Below are 18,865 nucleotides of genomic sequence, written 5' to 3'. Positions count from 1 at the left end.
GGAGGGACACAATGGACACATGGCCGACGCTGTGCGCGACGTGACACTTCTCCCTGCTGACGAAGTGACGCTCGCACTGGGCGTCGACCCTGCCTCGGGCCTCAGCGCCGGCGAGGTGGCGGCACGGCAGGACCTCTATGGCCGCAACGAGCTGCGCTCCACTCCCCCGGAGCCGGCGTGGCGACGGCTCGTGCGACAGTTCGCCGATCCGCTCATCTACCTGCTCCTCGCCGCCATCGTCATCTCCGTGGTCGCGTGGGCGGTGGAGGGCGCCACCGGTGTGCCGGTCGACGCGCTGGTGATCGCGGTCATCGTGCTGGCCAACGCCGTCATCGGGTACGTGCAGGAGAACCGGGCCGAGCGTGCCGTCGCCGCGTTGGCGGACATGACCGCCACCCGCTCCACCGTTCTGCGCGACGGCCTCCTCACCGTCGTCCCCTCCGCCGAGCTGGTCCCCGGCGACGTGCTTGTCCTCGCCGAGGGCGACGCCGTCGGCGCCGACGCGCGGCTGCTCACCGCGTCGTCGCTGCGGGTCCAGGAGGCCTCCCTCACCGGCGAGTCGGAGGCGGCGGAGAAGTCGCCGGCCGCGCTGGAGGAGGCCACCCTCGTCGGCGACCGCGCCAACATGGTGTTCAAGGGCACCGCCGTGGCCCACGGGGTCGGCCGCGCCGTCGTCACCACCACGGGCATGGCCACCGAGATGGGCCGGATCGCCACCCTGCTCGACGAGACCGAGGCCGAACCCTCGCCGCTGCAGGTGGAGATCGCGAAGATCTCCACGACGCTCGGCCTCCTCGTGGTGGCCATCGCCGTGATCGTGATGGTGACCACCGCACTGGTCAACCGTGTCGACACCCTCGACGGCGCGGTCGACATTCTCCTCATGGGCGTCTCTCTCGCCGTGGCCGCCGTCCCCGAGGGACTCCCCGCCATCCTCTCGCTCGTCCTCGCCATCGGCGTGCAGGCCATGGCCCGCCGCAACGCCGTCATGAAGGATCTCCATTCCGTGGAGACCCTCGGGTCGGTCTCGGTGATCTGCTCGGACAAGACCGGCACCCTCACCCGCAATGAGATGACGCTGCGCGAGATCGTCACCGCCTCCGGGCGAGTGGTGCTGGGCGGCACCGGCTACGCGCCCGAGGGTGAGGTGACCGTCCACGGAAGCCGCGACACTGCCCTCGCCGAGGCCCGCCGCGTCCTCCTGGGCGGGTCGGTGGCCAACGACGCGCAGCTGGCCCTCGTGGACGACGCCTGGCAGATCCAGGGCGACCCCACGGAGGCCGCGTTCCTCGTCGCGGCCCGCAAGCTCACCGGGGGTGAGCCGACGGAAGGCTACACCCGCACCGCGCAGGTGCCGTTCAGCTCCGAGCGGAAGATGATGTCGGTCCTCACCAGCCACCCCACGCATCGCCCCAGACACCTGGTCTTCGCCAAGGGCGCCCCCGACGTGCTGGTGGAGCGCTGCACCGCCGAACAGGTGGGCGGCGACGCGGTTCCGCTGACCGAGGCCCGGCGCGTGGAGCTCGCTGACGCCGTCGTGGAGCTGAGCGGCCAGGGCTACCGCACGCTGGCGGTGGCCTGGCGCGACGCGGACCCCTCCGAGCACCACACCTTCGACGAGGACGCCGAGCGCGACCTCACGTTCGGCGGCATCGTCGGCATCATCGACCCGCCCCGCAGCGAGGCCGCGGCCGCCATCGCCGAAGCCCACCGGGCCGGCATCCGCACGGTGATGATCACCGGAGACCATCCGGTCACGGCCGCCCGCATCGCGGCGGACCTGGGGATCGCCGAGGAGGGCCACCAGCCGGTGGTGGTCACCGGGGAACAGTTGGACCTCATCGAGGCCGGGGACCTCGCCGCCGCGACCCGGCACGCCCGCGTCTACGCCCGCGTGGCCCCGGAGCACAAGCTCCAGGTGGTCGACGCCCTCCAGGCGGACCGGCACATCGTGGCGATGACCGGCGACGGCGTCAACGACGCCCCCGCCCTGAAGTCCGCCGACATCGGCGTGGCGATGGGCATCACCGGCACCGAGGTCACCAAGGAGGCCGGGAAGATGATTCTCGGCGACGACAACTACGCCACGATCGTGGCCGCGGTGCGCCAGGGCCGGGTGATCTTCGACAACATCCGCAAGTTCATGCGCTATCTGCTGAGTTCCAACATGGGCGAGATCGCCACCGTGTTCCTCGGTGTGACGCTGGGCATGTTCATCGGCCTGGCGGATCCTGCCGATCCCGCGGCCACCGTCGTGCCGCTGCTCGCCACGCAGATCCTGTGGATCAACCTGGTCACCGATTCCGGCCCGGCGCTGGCCATGGGCGTGGACCCGGAGATCGACGACGTGATGGCCCGCCCGCCGCGGCGCCACGACGACCGCATCATCGACGCGCACATGTGGCAGCGCATCGTCTTCATCGGCGCGCTGATGGGCGTGCTCAGCCTGGTGGTGTTCGACCTCACCCTCCCCGGTGGCCTGATCGGCGGCCTGGAACATCTCGCCCCTGCCCGGACCCAGCTGGCCACCGCGCGCACGACCGCCTTCACGGCGCTGGTGGCCATGCAGCTGTTCAACGCGCTCAACAGCCGCTCCGATCTCCTCAGCGCCTTCGATCACCTCTTCACCAACGGCTGGCTGTGGCTGTCGCTGGGCGCGGCCGCGCTCGCCCAGGTGCTGGTGGTCTACGTGCCGTTCCTCCAGCACGCGTTCGGAACGGTGGCCCTGGGGTGGCAGCACTGGGCACTCGCTCTCACCGCGGGTGCGACCGTCCTGGCATTCGAGGAGGCCGTCAAGATCCTCCGACGCGGCGCCGCTCGGGGTCGACGCTCTCCCTGACCACCGCTTAGGGTGGACGACGTGCCTGAACTTCCCGTGTCCACGTACCGGCTGCAGCTCAACGCCGGTTTCACTTTCGCCGACGCCGCCGCGCAGGTGCCCTACCTCGCGACGCTGGGGGTGAGCCACCTCTTCTGCTCACCCATCCTCCAGGCGGCTCCCGGCTCGGTCCACGGCTACGACGTGGTGGACCACAGCCGCCTCTCCGAGGAGTGCGGCGGCGAGGACGGCTTCCGGCGCCTGGCGACGGCGGCGAAGGAACACGGGCTCGGCCTGGTGGTGGATGTGGTGCCCAACCACATGGCGGTACCGACCCCGCTGTGGCTGAACCGGGCCCTGTGGGACGTGCTCCGCTCCGGCCCCCAGTCCGCGCACGCCGGCTGGTTCGACATCGACCTCAGCCGCGACCGCGCCATCCTCATGCCCGTCCTCGGGCGCCGGATCGGTGACGAGCTGGCCGAGGGCACCATCGCCCTGGCGGAGCGTGAGATCGACGGCCGCCCGCAGCCGGTGGTGGCCTACCACGACCACGTGTTTCCCATCCGGCCCGGCACCGAGGGGCTCCCGCTGCGCGAGCTGCTGGATCAGCAGTGGTACCGCCTGGCGTACTGGAAGGTGGGCAACGAGGAGCTCAACTACCGACGATTCTTCGACGTCGACACCCTGGCCGCCATCCGCGTCGAGGACCAGGACGTCTTCGATGCCAGCCACGCCCTCCTCATCCGGTTGTTCGACGAGGGCCTCATCGACGGCTTCCGGATCGACCACCCCGACGGCCTCGCCACACCACGCGGCTACCTGCAGAAGCTGCAGCGCGCCACCGGTGGCTGCTGGGTGGTGGTGGAGAAGATCCTCGAGCCGCACGAGACGCTGCCCGCGGGCTCGCGCTGCGCCGGCACCACCGGCTACGACGCACTCCTGCGGGTTGCCGGCCTGTTCCACGACCCCGGTCAGCTCCCACGGCTCAACGAGCTGTGGGAGCGCGTCGCCGGCGCCGAGGGCTGGTTCGGCGCAACGCTGCAGCAGGCCAAGGACGAGGTGGTGCGCACCATGCTGTTCGCCGAGGTGAACCGCCTGGTGTCAATCGCGGTGGCCATCTGTGAATCCGACGTGGCCCTGCGCGACCACACGCGGCGGGAGCTCGAGCACGCCATCACGGCGCTGCTGGTCAACATGGACCGCTACCGCGCCTACGTGGAACCCGGCCTGCCGGCCTCCTCGGAGGAGCGCGCGGTGATCACGGAGGCCGCGGACCGCGCCCGGCCGGATCTGACCGCGGACGAGCAGGCCACCCTGGACCTCGTCGTCGCGTTGGCCTGCGGCGACATCCGCCCCGGGGAGCCCGGCGGTTCCGAGGACCTGCCACCCGTGGGCGCCACGACGGTGACCACCGAGCTGCCCGAGGAGGATCAGGGCTTCGCGGAGCTGCGCGCCGAGTTCATGATCCGCTTCGCGCAGACCTGCGGCCCCGTGATGGCCAAGTCCAAGGAGGACACCGCGTTCTACCGCTGGAACCGGTTCGTGGGGGTCAACGAGGTGGGCAGCGAGCCCACGCTGGTAGGCGTCTCCGTCGACGGGTTCCACAGCTTCTGCGAACAGATGAGCGCCACCTGGCCCTCCACCATGACCACCCTGTCCACCCACGACACGAAGCGCTCCGAGGACGTGCGGGCGCGGCTGGCGGCAATGCTCGAGCACGCCAAATCATGGGAGGCCTGCGTGGCGGAGCTGCGCGCCGCCACCGAGATGCAGCGCACCGCCGTCGACGGCGCCACCGAGCTCCTGCTGTGGCAGACGGTCGCCGCCACCTGGCGGCTGGCCGGCACCGCGGCGGGGGCGGCTCCGATCACCGCCGAGCGCCTCGACGGGTACCTCACCAAGGCGATGCGCGAGGCCAAGGCGCACACCACGTGGGCGGCTCCCGACTCGGCCTACGAGGAGGCCGTGCTGGGGCTCGCCCACACCGCGCTGACCGACGAGCGCTGCGGCGCCGCGTTGGACGCCTTCACCGCGACGGTCGCGGACTCCGTCCGCTGCGTGGTGCTGGGCACCAAACTCATCCAGCTGGCCATGCCGGGTGTCCCGGACGTCTATCAGGGCTGCGAGGTGGTGGACCTGTCGCTGGTGGATCCCGACAACCGGCGCCCGGTGGACTTCACCGCCCGTGCGGACCTGTTGGCCGCCGTGGACTCCTCCACGCAGCAGAGCCTGGACGCGGAGAAGCTGCTGGTCACCAGCCGCGCCCTGCGTGTCCGGCGCGAGTTCCCGGACGCGTTCCGGGGGGAGCACGCCACGTACGCGCCGGTGCCGAGCACCAGCGGCCACGCCGTCGCGTTCGCGCGCGGCACCAGCGACGGGGGCGTGCGCGCCGTGGCCGTCGCCACCCGGCTCCCGGCCCTGCTGGCCGAGCGCGGCGGCTGGGGCGAGCACCAGGTGATCCTGCCTGAGGTTGCGTTCGTCGACGCCCTCACCGGGCGCGAGTTCGCCGGCGGCTCCACCGCCCTGGCCGAGGTGCTGGCCACGCTCCCCGTCGCCCTCCTGGTGGCCCGATGAGGCCGCAGGTGTGGGCCCCACGGGCCACGCGCGTGGACCTGGTCACTCTGCGAGGCGACCAGCCGATGGCCGCCAGGGGCGACGGCTGGTTCACGGCCACCGCGGAGCTCACCCACGGCGACAGGTACGCGTTCCGCCTGGACGGCGGGGATCCGCTGCCGGACCCCCGCGCCCTGTCACTGCCCGACGGCGTCCATGGGAGCGCCGCCGTCGTCGACCCGTCCCTCCTGAACCGGCGGACGACGTGGCAGGGCCGAACCCTCCGCGGGGGTGTGCTCTACGAGCTGCACGTGGGCACATTCAGCGAAGCCGGCACCTTCGACGGCGCCATCGGGCGCCTGGACCACGTCGTCGAGCTGGGCGTCGACGCCGTCGAGCTGATGCCCGTGGCCGCCTTCCCCGGCGAGCGGGGCTGGGGCTACGACGGCGTGGCGCTCTACGCCGCGCACGAGGCGTACGGCGGGATCGCCGGGCTGGTGCGGCTCGTCGACGCGTGCCACGAGCGCGGCCTGGGCGTGCTGATCGACGTGGTGCACAACCACTTCGGGCCGGAGGGCAACTACCTCGGACAGTTCGGCCCCTATCTCACGGACCGCCACTCCACGCCGTGGGGCGACGCGGTGAACCTCGACGGCCCCGGCAGCGACGAGGTGCGCCGCTTCCTCCTCGGGTCGGCCCGGCACTGGCTGGTCGACGTCGGGGCGGACGGCCTGCGCCTCGACGCCGTGCACGCCTTGCGCGACGACTCGGACCTGCACTTCCTGGCGGAGCTGGCGCAGCACGCGGACCGCTGGTCCCAGGAGGTGGGCCGCGAGCTGACCCTCATCGCCGAGTCGGACCTCAACCAACCGGCCATGGTCTCCCCGGTCGGCTCGATGCCCGGGGCCAGGGGCATGGACGCGCAGTGGGCCGACGACGTGCACCACGCGCTGCACAGCTTCTTCTCCGGCGAGACGCAGGGCTACTACGTGGACTTCGGCGCCGCGGACGTCCTGGCCAAGGCGCTGAGCCGGGTCTTCGTCCACGACGGCACCCTCTCGACCTTCCGCGGGCAGGACTGGGGCGCCCCGGTGGACCCGGACAGCCCGCACTACGACGGGCACTCCTTCGTGGTGTCCCTGCAGAACCACGACCAGGTGGGCAACCGCGCCGTGGGTGACCGGTTCGCCGCGCACGCGTCGGTGGACCTGCAGGCGGCCGCGGCCGCCCTCTACCTGCTGGCCCCGTACACGCCGATGCTGTTCATGGGCGAGGAGTGGGCGGCCTCCACGCCGTTTCCCTACTTCAGCCACCTCGGACCGGACCTCGGACCGTTCGTGACCGTGGGCCGCGCCCGCGAGTTCAAGGCCACCGGCTGGAGCGCGCCCACGCCGGATCCGCAGGCCGAGGCCACGTGGCGCTCGGCCGTGCTGCGGTGGGAGGAGCGCGGCGACGAGCCCCACGCCCGGATGCTCGCCTGGTACCGCCGGCTGATCGAGCTGCGCCGCAGCGAACCCGCGCTCCGCTCGCCGGACCTGGGGACCACCCGCGTCGAGGTGCTCGACGCGGACACCGTCGCGCTGCACCGCGGCGACGTGCGGATCATCGCCACCCGGGGCACCGCGCCCGTGCCCGTGAGCGGCGAGATCCTGGCCTCGTGGCCCGGGCCCGAGGGTCGCGGCCCGGGGGCGGTGGTCGTCCGCGGTTGAACCGGGGCTGGTGTGCGGCCAAGATGGGCACCATGACTGATGTGAACTTCTCGCGCCCCGGCGCCGTGGACCTCTCCTCCCTTTCCCAGCCCGTGGCCACCGGCGGCGGCTACGTGGTGACGGTGACGGAGGCGGACTTCCAGGGGTTGGCGGCACGCTCGGCGCAGCATCCCGTCATCCTCGAGTTCCACTCCCCCCGGGACCCGGCGGGGCAGGGGGTCACCGCCGCGCTGGTGGATCTGGTCAACGCCGCCGGTGGCCGCTTCCAGCTGGGGCGGGTCGACGTCGACGCCGAGCCCCGCCTCGCGCAGGCCCTCCAGATCCAGGCGGTGCCCACCGTCGTCGCGGTGATCGGCGGCCAGATGGCACCGCTGTTCCAGGGCACCAAGACGCGTGAGGAGATCTCCGCGATCCTGGACCAGATCGCGCAGCTCGCCGTGGCCAACGGCATGACGGGCCGGGCGCAGCCCACGTCGGGGGCCAACCCGGCCGGCGCCGCGGCGGCCGAGCCCGCCGCCAACCCGCGCTTCGCCAAGGCCGACGCGGCGCTCGAGGCCGGAGACTTCGCCGCCGCGGTGCGCGAGTTCGACGCGCTGCTCAAGGAGACCCCGGGCGACGCCGAGGTGTTGGCCGGGCGCGCGCAGTCGGCGCTCCTGGACCGCAGCACCACGTTCGACCCTGCTCAGATCACCCAGCGCGCCGAGTCGCACCCCGACGACCTGGCGGCCCAGCTGGACGCCGCGGACCTGGAGGTCATCAACGGCCGCTACGACGAGGCGTTCGAGCGTCTACTGGGCCTGGCGGCCCAGTCCGGGCCCGAGGACCGCGACGCCATCCGCGTGCGGCTCCTGGAGCTGTTCGAGGTGGCCGGGCGAGCCGAGCCGGCCGTCCTGAAGGCGCGGCGGCGGCTGGCCAGCGTCTTGTTCTGAGCCCCGGACGTCCGGGTGCCGCGCCACTACGATGAGCCCATGGCACATGAGCGCGCCGGGCAGCCGGCCCAGGACCAGGATCTGATCAATGTCGACGAACTTCTCGCCGCCTACTACGACCGCACCCCGGACCCCACCAACCCCGACGAGATGGTGGTGTTCGGCACGTCCGGGCACCGTGGGTCCTCGCTGGACACCGCGTTCCAGGATCTCCACATCGCGGCCACCACGCAGGCCATCGTCGAGTACCGCGCGGCGCAGGGCACCACGGGTCCCCTGTTCATCGGCAAGGACACCCACGCTCTCTCACTGCCGGCGTGGAAGACGGCCATCGAGGTGCTGAGCGCCAACGGCGTCGAGATCTGCGCCGAGCGGGAGGACGAGTACACACCCACCCCAGCCGTGTCGCGGGCCATCATCCGCTACAACCGCGAGCACACCGCGCTGGCCGACGGCATCGTCGTCACCCCGTCGCACAACCCGCCCCGCGACGGCGGCTTCAAGTACAACCCGCCCAACGGCGGGCCGGCCGATTCGGACGCCACCAAGGTCATCGCCGCGCGCGCCAATGAGCTCATGGCCACCCCGTCGGAGATCCGGCGGAGCCGCTACGAGTCGGCAGAGGTCAACCGCTACGACTACCGCACGCCCTACTGCCAGGAGCTGTCCACCGCGCTGGACTTCGACGCCATCAAGGCCTCCGGGCTCGTCCACGGCGCGGATCCCATGGGCGGTGCGTCGGTGCAGTACTGGGAGCACCTGGCCGAGCTCGGTCTGCCGATCACGGTGGTCAACCCCACGGTGGACCCGCGGTGGAGCTTCATGACGCTGGACACCGACGGCAAGATCCGCATGGACTGCTCCTCGCCCAACGCCATGGCCTCCCTGGTCAACCAGCGCGACCGGTTCACCGTCGCCACCGGCAACGACGCGGACTCGGACCGGCACGGCATCGTCACGCCCGACGCCGGGCTGATGAACCCCAACGCCTACCTGGCCGTGGCGATCAACTACCTGTTCGCCCACCGCCCCGGGTGGTCGGCCGACGCGGGCATCGGCAAGACGCTGGTGTCGTCGTCGATCATCGACAAGGTGGCCGCCAAGCTCGGGCGCCGGCTGGTCGAGGTGCCCGTGGGATTCAAGTGGTTCGTCCCCGGCCTCACCGACGGCTCCATCGGATTCGGCGGCGAGGAGTCGGCCGGCGCGTCGTTCCTGGCCATGGACGGCTCCACCTGGACCACGGACAAGGACGGGCTCCTGCTCGCCCTGCTCGCCTCCGAGATCATCGCGGTCACCGGCAAGAGCCCCTCGGAGCACTACGCCGAGTTGGAGGCAGAGTTCGGCCGCTCCTACTACGCGCGGGTCGACGCGGACGCGAGCCGGGAGCAGAAGGCCCGCCTGGGCAACCTGGGCGCGGCGGACGTGACGGTCACCGACCTGGCCGGCGAGGAGATCACCGCCGTGCTGTCGCACGCGCCCGGCAACAACGCTGCCATCGGCGGAATCAAGGTGACCACCCCGAGCGGCTGGTTCGCCGCCCGCCCGTCAGGCACCGAGGACAAGTACAAGATCTACGCCGAGTCCCTCAAGAGCGCCGAGCACCTGGCGGCCATGCAGGCCGAGGCCAAGGTCCTCGTCGATCAGGCGCTCGCCGGCTGACGAAAGCGGGTGGGCCCGGTCAGATCCCGTCGGCCTCATTGGGGCTGTCCAGGGAGACCGGGTCCATCCGCATGGTCTGCCGCAGGCCGGAGCGCTGGATCACGCGCTGGATGGTGAGGTCGCGGCGGTCTGGGTCCCCCACGTAGCGGATCTCGCGCAGCCCTTGCCCCTGGGCAGCGGACTCGAAGACGAAGTGGCCGTACCCCAGCACCTGGCCCACCAGGGAGCGGTACATCGAGATGTCGAGGATCCGTGTCATCGGCATGGTGGCCAGCGACCGGTCGAACACGCCGTGGACGCGGAACACCCGCATGTTGGTGATGACGAAGCGGTCCATGTGCGCCACGTGCACCTTCCACAGGCCCACGGCCAGAGCCGAAGCCCCCAGGACGACCGGGATGAGCCAGAGGTCCCGCGCGCCGAGGGCGGCGACGAGGAGCGGGATGCCCAGCGCGGCCAGGGCGTACCACCAGAAGGTGGCCGCCCAGTGCTTGCGGACCTCGTCGATGATCACCTCCCCCTCCTCCACCAGGAGGTGCCCCTGCACATCGGGCTCCACGAGGCTCCGGAAGAAGGTCACCTCAGGCGGCCAGGGAGGTGAAGAACCGTCCGATCGCCTCGAAGGCCCCGAAGAAGGTGCGAACCGCCTGGGCGGCGTCCTCCGGGCGCGTGAACAGGTAGAACAGCACGAATGCGGCCACCAGCACCAACAGGGCCTTCTTCAGCCAACCAATCACGGCGTCCTCCTCGCGTCGGCTGTCAGTCTGCAGCATCCCGCCGCGGTACCGCCTCCGACGCGCCGACGGCGCCCCATCTTGGGAGACCCCGACGGTCTCCCATGGCCCGCGGTGTGGAAAACTGGCGCCCATGGACAACTCAGATCTCTTCATCTGCATCGATCACGTCGGCCTGGCCGTCCCGGACCTCGATGAGGCCGTCAAGTTCCACACCGAGGCCTTCGGGTGGCGCGAACTCCACCGCGAGGTCAACGAGGAGCAGGGCGTCGAGGAGGCCATGATGGGCACCGGCGAGCAGGGCGAGGAGAACGCCAAGATCCAGCTTCTGGCACCGCTGCGCGAGGATTCGGCCATCGGCAGGTTCATCGCCAAGAACGGCCAGGGCATCCAGCAGCTGGCCTACCGCGTCGCCGATCTGGACCACGTCTCGGCGGTGCTGCGCGAGCGCGGCCTGCGCCTGCTCTACCCGGAGCCCAAGCGCGGCACCGGCGGCTCCCGGATCAACTTCGTGCACCCCAAGGACGCCCGCGGCGTGCTGCTCGAGCTCGTCGAGCTGCCGAAGGAGCCCGCCGGGCACTGAGTCCGGCCGCGACAACGGAGGGCAGGGTGCGCGCACCCTGCCCTCCGTTGTCTGTGCGAGCGACTACGCTCGGACCTGACAGCTCCGTCGACGAGAGGATGTGGTGGTGTCCGCACCAGGCAGTGACTCCGACACCGAAGAGACCGGTCTCAACCTGTTCGACGACCGAGCCACGGCAGCAGGGAGTTTCCCGCACTCCATGCTCGGCTACGACAAGCACGCCGTGGACACCTACGTCCGCGAGGTCGAGACCAGGGTCAGCCAGTTGAAGATGCAGGTGCGCGAACGCACCCGGGAGATCGCTTTCATCAAGGCCGAGCAGGGCACCACGGACTTCACCAGGTTGGGCGCCCACGCCACCGGGCTCCTCCGGTCCGCCGAAGCCCAGGCCGGGGAGATCGTCACGCAGGCGCAGAAGGAGGCCGAGCGGATCAAGGCCGAGGCCCGCCGAACCGCGGCCACCCTTCGCGAATCGGCCCAGCAGGAGGCGGACGACGTGCGGCTCACCGGCCTGGCCGGCCTGCGTGAGCTGCGCCAACAGCAGGCGGACGCGGGGAAGTCGGCGCTGGAGATGGCCCGGCGAGACGCGGACCTCATCGTCGCCGACGCGCGGATGAAGGCCACGTCGCTGGTCGAGGCCGCCCAGCTGCAGGCCACGTCGCTGCTCGAATCGGCCAAGATCGAGGGAGCCCGCCGCGCCCAGGAGGCGGCACGCGCCGCCGGCGAGATCCGCCTCGCCGCTGAGCGCTCCGCGGAGGAGACGCTCGCCGCCGCCTCCGCCACCGCGCGGGAATCCGAGAAGGCCGTCGTGGAGCGGCTGGCGCAGGCGGACAAGGAGTCCTCGGACGCGGCCGCGCGTGCGGCGGAGGCCCGCGACGAGGCGCAGCGGATCCGGGCGCAGGCGATCGCGTCGGCGGAGGAGATCCGCCTCGCGGCCACCCGTCAGAGCGAGGAGACCATCGCCACGATGCGTGCCCGGGCCCAGGAGGCGGAGACGGCGCTCGAGGAGAAGACCGCCTGGCGCAAGGAGCAGCTCGAGCGGGAGATCGCCGCGCTGGAGGGCCGCCGCACCACGGCGCTCGCCCAGCTGAGCAACCTCCGGGCGCTCGCCGAGGAGTCCAGCCGCTTCGAGGACGACATCACCACCGTGATCCGGAAGGATGACGCGCCCCAGTGACCGAACCCCCCGACGAACTCCAGGAGCCGGCCCCGGCTCCCGCTCGCACCCCCAGGCGTCGTCACCTTCTTCTGCGCGGCGCCCGCTCCGTCGCCCGCGGCGCCCGCAGCATCCTCACCCCCACCCCCGAGCCCGTCGTCATACCGGTGCCGCCGTCGCCATTGGACCCGCAGGACCGGTCCCCGTGGCCCTCGCCGTTCATGTTCGGCTTCATGGGTGCCCTCGGAGTCCTGGTGGCCGTCGCGCTCGCCCAGGCGGTCATCACGGTGCAGAGCGTGCTGATCCTCGTGGTGATGGCCCTGTTCCTCGCCCTCGGGCTCAGCCCCGCCGTCGAGTTCCTGACCCGGCGCCGGGTGCCGCGCCCCCTGGCCGTGACGATCATCACCATCGGCCTACTGGCGGTCATCGCGCTCGGCGTCACCGCCCTGGTGCCGGTCCTGACCGAGCAGACCGCCACGCTCACCCGCAACATGCCCGGACTCCTGCAGAACCTCGCCCGGCACCCGCAGATCGCCGCCTGGGAGGAGCAGTACGGCATCACCGCCACCATCACGGAGTTCTTCTCCTCGGGCGCGCTGCTCAACAACCTCTTCGGTGGCCTGTGGGGGGCGGGCAGGCTGGTGGCCAACCTGGTGTTCTCCGTGATCGTCACCCTGGTGCTCACCATCTACTTCCTGGCCTCGCTTCCCACCATCAAGGAAACCCTCTACGCCTTCTCACCCAGGAGCCGGCGGGCCCGCACGAGGTATCTCGCCGACGAGATCTTCCGCGGTGTCTCCGGCTACATCACCGGCATGTTCGTCATCGTGTCCGTGGCCTCCGTCTGCGCCTTCGTGTTCATGAACCTCGCCGGGCTGGGCAGCTACTCGCTGGCGCTGGCCTTCGTCGTGGCCCTGTTCTGCTTCATCCCCCTGGTGGGCTCGTCGCTGGCGATGGCATCCGTGGCCATCGTGGCGTTCGCCGTGGACCCCGCGATCGGCATCGCCACCATCATCTACTTCCTCATCTACCAGCAGTTCGACGCCTACGTCCTCTACCCCACCGTGTTGAAGCGCACCGTCAAGGTGCCAGGCGCGCTGGTGGTCCTGTCCGCCATCATCGGAGGCATGCTCTTCGGGGTGATCGGGGCCGTGATAGCCATCCCGACGACGGCCGCGATGCTGCTGCTCTACCGTGAGATCGCTCAGCCGGCGCTGGACGCCGCCTGAGACCACGGTATGTTGGCCCAGTGCGTTTGGTGGTAGCGAAGTGTCAGGTGGATTACGTCGGCAGGCTGACGGCCCACCTTCCGATGGCCACCCGGTTGATCCTGGTCAAGGCCGACGGGTCCGTGTCGGTGCACGCCGATGACAGGGCGTACAAGCCCCTCAACTGGATGAGCCCGCCCTGCACCATCACCGTCGACCACCCGGATGCCGAGGCCGTCGACGCGCTCGGCGTCACCGAGGTGTGGCAGGTGCGGGCCCGGGACGGAGACACGCTGCGCATCTCGCTGGCGGAGGTGCTGCACGATTCCGCCCACGACCTGGGTGTGGACCCCGGCCTGCAGAAGGACGGCGTGGAGGCCCACCTCCAGGCCCTCCTGGCCGAGCACCCGGCCACCCTCGGCCGGGGGCTGACCCTCATCCAGCGCGAGTACCTCACCCCCATCGGCCCCGTCGACCTGCTGCTGCGCGACGAGGCGGGCGGCTATGTGGCCGTGGAGGTCAAGCGCCGCGGGGAGATCGACGGTGTGGAGCAGCTCACCCGCTACCTGGACCTGATGAACCGCGACCCCCACCTGGCTCCGGTGCGGGGCATCTTCGCCGGGCAGCAGATCAAGCCGCAGGCCCGGACATTGGCCACGGACCGCGGCATCGACTGCCGCCTCATCGACTACGACGCCCTGCGCGGCCTGGACAACTCGGACGAGCGGCTCTTCTAGTGGCCAGGCGCCCCTCCAAGCACCTGCGCGCCCCCCGGCCACTGTTGGCGGGCGGGGCGCAGCGCCGGGTCAGGAAGGCGGGGACGGACTACATCGCACGCGACGTGTCCGCCCAACGGGCCACCAAGGACTACCGTTGCCCCGGCTGCCAGCAGCGGATCCCGGTGGGTGTGGCGCACATCGTGGCGTGGCCTGACACGCCTCCGCTGGGCGCCGATTCCGGGCTGGAGGTCCGACGGCATTGGCACACGCACTGCTGGACGTCCTTCCGATGACCCTGCACGAGATGGTCGTCGGCTCGGGCCCCGTGGAGGCCGTGTTCCTCCACGGGCTGTTCGGTCAGGGGAAGAACTTCGGCACCGTCGCGGCCCGCCTCGGGGACGTGGCCACCTGCCACCTCGTCGACCTGCCCAACCACGGCCGCTCGTCCTGGACCGAGGAGTTCTCCCTGGACGGCCAGGCGGACGTGGTCGCCGGCTGGCTCGAGTCCCGGTTCCAAGGTCCCGTGGCGCTGATCGGGCACTCGTTGGGCGGCAAGATCGCGATGCGGCTGGCGCTGCGCCGCAGCGAACTGGTGGACCGAATGATGGTCCTGGACATCTCGCCGGCCCGAAACGTCGCGGCGGCCCAGTTCGTCAACCTGGTGGCGGCCCTGCGCACGCTGGACCTGGACACGGTCCGCAGCCGAACCGAAGCCGACGACGAGCTCCGCGAGCTCATCCCCTCGGACGTCGTACGCCGGTTCCTCCTGCAGAACCTCAGGCGAAAGGGCGCGCACTGGTCCTGGCAGGCCAACCTGGACCTGCTGGGCGATTCCCTCCACGCCGTGGGCGGCTGGCCCCCCATCGAGGGCACCTTCGACGGCCCGGTCCTGTGGGTCAACGGAGGACGTTCCCCCTACGTGCTGCCGGAGCACCTCGAGCCCATGCGGCGACTCTTCCCGCGGGTGCTGCAGCTCACGCTGAAGCGCGCCGGGCACTGGGTCCACTCAGACGACCCGGACGGATTCGTGACGGTGGCCCGCCACTTCCTCACCGACGGCCGCTGACCCCGGATCAGCCGAGCGTGACCGAGGAGATCCGCGCCTCCGCGATCGGCGAGGTCAGGTCTCCCCCGTCGACGCCCTGCGCCGCGATGCCCGCCACCACGTCCAGGCCGGCCTGATCCATCGAGGCGAACACGGTGTACTCGGGCGGCAGCGGCGTGTCCGCCCAGACCAGGAAGAACTGCGAGCCCCCCGTGTCCGGCGGCTGCCGCTTGGCCATGGCCACGGTGCCCGCCGGATACGTGGGCGGCGGCACGAGCTCATCAGGAATGGTGTAGCCGGGGCCACCCGTGCCGGTGGCCGTGGGGTCACCGCACTGCAGGATGAAGATGCCGTAGTCCACCAGGCGATGGCAGGCGGTGTCGTCGAAGTATCCCTGCTCCGCGAGGGAGACGAAGGAGTTGACCGTGCAGGGCGCAGTGGCCCGGTCCAGCGTCAGGTTCACGTCACCGGCGGTCATGTGCAGCGTCACCCCGACCGTGCCCTGATCGGACACGTTGCCGCTGGGCGGCGGGTCGACGGGGCGGGCCGGCTGGCCGTCGGAGGGGTACTCACAAGTCACTCCGCTGGCCGCCTCGACGGGGCCGGTGTTGGACTCGTTGGCGTTCTGGCAGCCGCCGAGGGCAACCATCGCCGCGACGGTCACGAGCGTCAGGGGTCGTGTGCGCACGCAGGACAGCTTGGCATAGATTGGGCGCATGGTCACACTCTCCAAGATCTACACCCGCACCGGCGACGCCGGCACCACCCGGCTCTCCGACAACTCGGAGGTGCCGAAGACGGACCTCCGCGTGGAGGCGTACGGTCACGTCGACGAGGCCAACTCCGTCATCGGGGTGGCCGTGGCCGTCGGAGGGCTGCCGGAGCGGCTGGTGGAGATGCTGGCCCTGATCCGCAACGAACTGTTCGACGTGGGGGCGGACCTCTCGACGCCCCTGAACCCGTCTCCCGCCTGGCCACCGCTCCGCATCGAGCAGGCATCCGTGGACCGGATTGAGGGCTTCTGTGACGAACTCCAGGAGACGTTGCCCGTGCTGCGCAGCTTCATCCTCCCCGGGGGCACGCATGCGGGTGCCCAGCTGCACGTGGCCCGCACCGTGACGCGGCGGGCCGAGCGGGCCGCGTGGCGCTGCGTGGAGGCCCACGGCACGGATCCCGAGGGCGGCGTCAACGTGCTGGCCATCACCTACCTCAACCGGCTCTCGGACCTGCTGTTCATCATGTCCCGCTCAGCCAACGGCACCGACGGCGAGATCCTGTGGGTACCGGGGACGGACCGGGTCAAGCCTGGCCGCGCGTCGAACTAGCGCGGCGAGTCGGCGCTGCTGGGGATGTAGTGGCTCCCGGGCGGCGCCGACTCCAGCCAGCTCATCAGGGCCAGCACCTCGTCGCTGGCCATCGCCAGCGTGTGGACGCGCCCGGTCACGCGGTCCTTCACCGTGACGATGAGCGAGTTGTCGAACAGCGCGATCGATTCGATGCCCTCCGGCGAGCGCTGGTGCAGGTAGGTGGTGCTGGCCCGCTGCAGAACGAGGTGTGGGGAGAGCCCGAGCGAGAACGAGCGGAACCACTCCAGGCTCTCGCCCCTGAAGCGGGCCATGCCGAGCACCCAGCCCACACCGGGAGCATCGTCGCGCACCCGCCGCGCGCAGTCGAACAGGCCACCTTGGCCCGTGAGCCACCGGCGGCGCAGGTAGAGCAGCACGAAGGGCAGCAGTAGGAGACCGACCACCACCAGGGTCGTCACCGCGAACTGCCACACCATCTGCCGGTCACTCCCTCCTGGGCTCCTGAGCCATTATGCGACTCAGGGCAGCTCCCCCATGAGGGAGAGCCGCCCTGAGCGGTTCGTCGTGCTAGGTCGTGGCCCGTTCACCGGCCCGGATCTGTGCCTGCAGGATGCGCAGGTGATGCAGCTCGTCATCGTTCGCGTCGCCATGCATGGCCTTGGTCTCGAGCGTGGACGCCTCACGGCGCGCCTCCTCGAGGCCCACCTCGTGACCGAGCGTCGCGCTCTGGCTCAGGACGGAGACCCGGCCGTTGGCGACGGAGATGTAGCCGCCGTCGACCGCCAGTGCCTCGCTGCGGCCGTCTGCCGTCACGATCTCGACGACGCACGGCACCAGGACCGCCATCAGTGGCTCGTGGCCGGGCAGGATGCCGACGTCGCCCTCTACAGTGCGCGCGATGATGTTGATGGCCGTGCCGGACCAGACCAGCCGGTCCGCCGCGACGACCTCGACGTGGAGCGGGGGTCGGGACACGATCAGTTTTCCTTCTGGATCTTCGACCAGTTGGCCATCACGTCGTCCATGCCGCCCACGTTGAAGAACGCCTGCTCCGAGATGTGGTCCACGTCGCCGCGGGTGATCATCTGGAACGCCTCGATGGTGTCGGCCAGCGGGACCGTGGAGCCGGGGATGTTGGTGAACTTCTCAGCCATGTAGGTGTTCTGCGAGAGGAACTGCTGCAGACGACGCGCGCGGTTCACCATGATCTTGTCCTCTTCGGACAGCTCGTCGATGCCGAGGATGGCGATGATGTCCTGGAGCTCCTTGTTGCGCTGCAGGATCTGCTTCACGCGCACCGCGGTGTCGTAGTGCTCCTGGCCGATGTACTGCGGCGACAGGATGCGGCTCGACGACGTCAGCGGATCCACGGCCGGGTAGAGGCCGCGGGAGGCGATCTCACGCGACAGCTCCGTCGTGGCGTCCAGGTGTGCGAAGGTGGTGGCCGGCGCCGGGTCGGTGTAGTCATCAGCGGGCACGTAGATGGCCTGCATCGACGTGATCGAGTGACCCTTGGTGGAGGTGATCCGCTCCTGCAACTGCCCCATCTCGTCCGCCAGGGTGGGCTGATAGCCCACCGCGGACGGCATCCGGCCGAGCAGGGTGGACACCTCGGAGCCCGCCTGGGTGAACCGGAAGATGTTGTCGATGAAGAGCAGCACGTCCTGGTTCTGCACGTCGCGGAAGTACTCGGCCATGGTCAGCGCCGAGAGGGCGACGCGGAGACGGGTGCCCGGGGGCTCGTCCATCTGGCCGAACACCAGCGCGGTGTCCTTGAGGACGCCGGCCTCCTCCATCTCGTTGATGAGGTCGTTGCCCTCACGGGTCCGCTCGCCCACACCGGCGAACACCGAGGTGCCACCGAAGTTGTGCGCAATGCGGTAGATCATCTCCTGGATCAGGACCGTCTTGCCCACACCGGCGCCGCCGAACAGCCCGATCTTGCCGCCCTTGACGTAGGGGGTGAGGAGGTCCAGCACCTTGATGCCGGTCTCCAGCATCTCGGTGCGGGGCTCGAGGGCGTCGAACTTCGGCGCGGCGCGGTGGATGGGCCACCGTTCCGTGATCTCGACGGTGGAGGGATCAACGTTGAGCACGTCGCCGGTCACATTCCACACGTGGCCCTTGGTGACGTCGCCGACCGGCACCGTGATGGGGGCACCGGTGTCGCGCACCTCGGCGCCGCGGCGCATGCCGTCGGTGGGCTTGAGCGCGATGGCGCGCACCAGGTTGTCGCCGATGTGCAGGGCGGTCTCCATGGTCATGGTGCGCCGTTCGCCCATCACCTCCGTCTCGACGAGCAGGGCGTTGCCGATGCCGGGGATCTGGTCCGCCGCGAACTCGACGTCCACGACGGGGCCGATGACGCGGGCAACTCGACCGACGCCACCGGTGGTGGCCGGCTGCGTCTCGCTAACAGTGGCAGTCATTAGTTCCTCATTCGTT

General features: G+C 70.6%; 18 protein-coding genes. 12 read left to right on the top strand and 6 right to left on the bottom strand.

Annotated features, from left to right (window positions below):
* The first annotated feature begins 19 nt into the window (after positions 1–19).
* The 5 genes from ACZK5N_RS11815 to pgm are packed head-to-tail and all read left to right on the top strand — an operon-like array spanning position 20 to position 9,668.
* Positions 20–2,839 carry a cation-translocating P-type ATPase gene (locus tag ACZK5N_RS11815; protein ID WP_459019630.1) on the top strand — a complete coding sequence of 940 codons (2,820 nt, stop codon included), beginning with the start codon at positions 20–22 and terminating at the stop codon, positions 2,837–2,839.
* Between the two features lie 21 nt (positions 2,840–2,860).
* Positions 2,861–5,392, top strand: coding sequence for a malto-oligosyltrehalose synthase (gene treY, locus ACZK5N_RS11810; RefSeq protein WP_463624991.1), 2,532 nt, complete (start codon positions 2,861–2,863; stop codon positions 5,390–5,392).
* Complete coding sequence (treZ, locus tag ACZK5N_RS11805; RefSeq protein WP_463624990.1) at positions 5,389–7,080, top strand: malto-oligosyltrehalose trehalohydrolase; 1,692 nt, start codon at positions 5,389–5,391, stop codon at positions 7,078–7,080. The genes treY and treZ overlap by 4 nt, the downstream gene beginning before the upstream one ends.
* Positions 7,081–7,112: 32 nt before the next feature.
* Entirely contained in the window at positions 7,113–8,009 is an 897-nt protein-coding gene (locus ACZK5N_RS11800) for a tetratricopeptide repeat protein (protein ID WP_459019627.1), read from the top strand.
* Between the two features lie 39 nt (positions 8,010–8,048).
* A complete protein-coding gene (gene pgm, locus ACZK5N_RS11795; protein WP_459019626.1) occupies positions 8,049–9,668 on the top strand; it encodes a phosphoglucomutase (alpha-D-glucose-1,6-bisphosphate-dependent) in 1,620 nt (539 codons plus the stop codon).
* 19 nt (positions 9,669–9,687) lie between these two features.
* Here pgm and ACZK5N_RS11790 read toward each other — a convergent pair whose 3' ends face one another.
* The gene (locus tag ACZK5N_RS11790; protein WP_459019625.1) at positions 9,688–10,215 is read right to left on the bottom strand and encodes a PH domain-containing protein; all 528 of its coding nucleotides are present in this window, start codon (positions 10,213–10,215) and stop codon (positions 9,688–9,690) included.
* 34 nt (positions 10,216–10,249) lie between these two features.
* Positions 10,250–10,441: a hypothetical protein gene (locus ACZK5N_RS11785; protein ID WP_459019624.1), complete on the bottom strand. Its 192-nt coding sequence runs from the start codon at positions 10,439–10,441 to the stop codon at positions 10,250–10,252.
* Between the two features lie 94 nt (positions 10,442–10,535).
* On the opposite strand from ACZK5N_RS11785, the gene mce reads away from it, so the two are divergent.
* The 6 genes from mce to ACZK5N_RS11755 all read left to right on the top strand — a co-directional run bounded on the left by mce (position 10,536) and on the right by ACZK5N_RS11755 (position 15,134).
* Complete coding sequence (gene mce / locus ACZK5N_RS11780; protein ID WP_459019623.1) at positions 10,536–10,985, top strand: methylmalonyl-CoA epimerase; 450 nt, start codon at positions 10,536–10,538, stop codon at positions 10,983–10,985.
* Between the two features lie 106 nt (positions 10,986–11,091).
* Positions 11,092–12,162 (top strand): DivIVA domain-containing protein, encoded by a 1,071-nt coding sequence (locus tag ACZK5N_RS11775; protein WP_463624989.1) that lies wholly within the window; start codon positions 11,092–11,094, stop codon positions 12,160–12,162.
* Complete coding sequence (locus tag ACZK5N_RS11770; protein WP_463624988.1) at positions 12,159–13,370, top strand: AI-2E family transporter; 1,212 nt, start codon at positions 12,159–12,161, stop codon at positions 13,368–13,370. The genes ACZK5N_RS11775 and ACZK5N_RS11770 overlap by 4 nt, the downstream gene beginning before the upstream one ends.
* A 20-nt stretch (positions 13,371–13,390) precedes the next feature.
* Positions 13,391–14,086: an endonuclease NucS gene (gene nucS / locus ACZK5N_RS11765; protein WP_459019620.1), complete on the top strand. Its 696-nt coding sequence runs from the start codon at positions 13,391–13,393 to the stop codon at positions 14,084–14,086.
* Entirely contained in the window at positions 14,086–14,361 is a 276-nt protein-coding gene (locus tag ACZK5N_RS11760; RefSeq protein WP_459019619.1) for an Rv1322 family protein, read from the top strand. The genes nucS and ACZK5N_RS11760 overlap by 1 nt, the downstream gene beginning before the upstream one ends.
* A complete protein-coding gene (locus ACZK5N_RS11755) occupies positions 14,358–15,134 on the top strand; it encodes an alpha/beta fold hydrolase (RefSeq protein WP_463625021.1) in 777 nt (258 codons plus the stop codon). The genes ACZK5N_RS11760 and ACZK5N_RS11755 overlap by 4 nt, the downstream gene beginning before the upstream one ends.
* Before the next feature lie 7 nt (positions 15,135–15,141).
* Here ACZK5N_RS11755 and ACZK5N_RS11750 read toward each other — a convergent pair whose 3' ends face one another.
* Positions 15,142–15,831 carry a peptidylprolyl isomerase gene (locus tag ACZK5N_RS11750; protein WP_459019618.1) on the bottom strand — a complete coding sequence of 230 codons (690 nt, stop codon included), beginning with the start codon at positions 15,829–15,831 and terminating at the stop codon, positions 15,142–15,144.
* Between ACZK5N_RS11750 and ACZK5N_RS11745 the strand changes: the two genes are divergently transcribed.
* Positions 15,830–16,438, top strand: coding sequence for a cob(I)yrinic acid a,c-diamide adenosyltransferase (locus ACZK5N_RS11745; protein ID WP_463624987.1), 609 nt, complete (start codon positions 15,830–15,832; stop codon positions 16,436–16,438). The two genes, ACZK5N_RS11750 and ACZK5N_RS11745, sit on opposite strands and share 2 nt — an antisense overlap.
* Here ACZK5N_RS11745 and ACZK5N_RS11740 read toward each other — a convergent pair.
* The 3 genes from ACZK5N_RS11740 to atpD all read right to left on the bottom strand — a co-directional run bounded on the left by ACZK5N_RS11740 (position 16,435) and on the right by atpD (position 18,849).
* On the bottom strand, positions 16,435–16,896 hold the full coding sequence (locus ACZK5N_RS11740; protein WP_459019616.1) for a DUF2550 domain-containing protein: 462 nt from the start codon (positions 16,894–16,896) through the stop codon (positions 16,435–16,437). The genes ACZK5N_RS11745 and ACZK5N_RS11740 overlap by 4 nt on opposite strands.
* Before the next feature lie 91 nt (positions 16,897–16,987).
* On the bottom strand, positions 16,988–17,395 hold the full coding sequence (locus tag ACZK5N_RS11735) for a F0F1 ATP synthase subunit epsilon (protein ID WP_459019615.1): 408 nt from the start codon (positions 17,393–17,395) through the stop codon (positions 16,988–16,990).
* A 2-nt stretch (positions 17,396–17,397) separates the two neighbouring features.
* Positions 17,398–18,849: a F0F1 ATP synthase subunit beta gene (gene atpD, locus ACZK5N_RS11730; RefSeq protein ID WP_459019614.1), complete on the bottom strand. Its 1,452-nt coding sequence runs from the start codon at positions 18,847–18,849 to the stop codon at positions 17,398–17,400.
* Positions 18,850–18,865: the final 16 nt, after the last annotated feature.

The sequence above is a fragment of the Tessaracoccus pujii genome (assembly GCF_055326215.1).
Note: the sequence above shows the minus strand (reverse complement) of the source record. Positions and strands in the feature narration are given on the sequence as shown.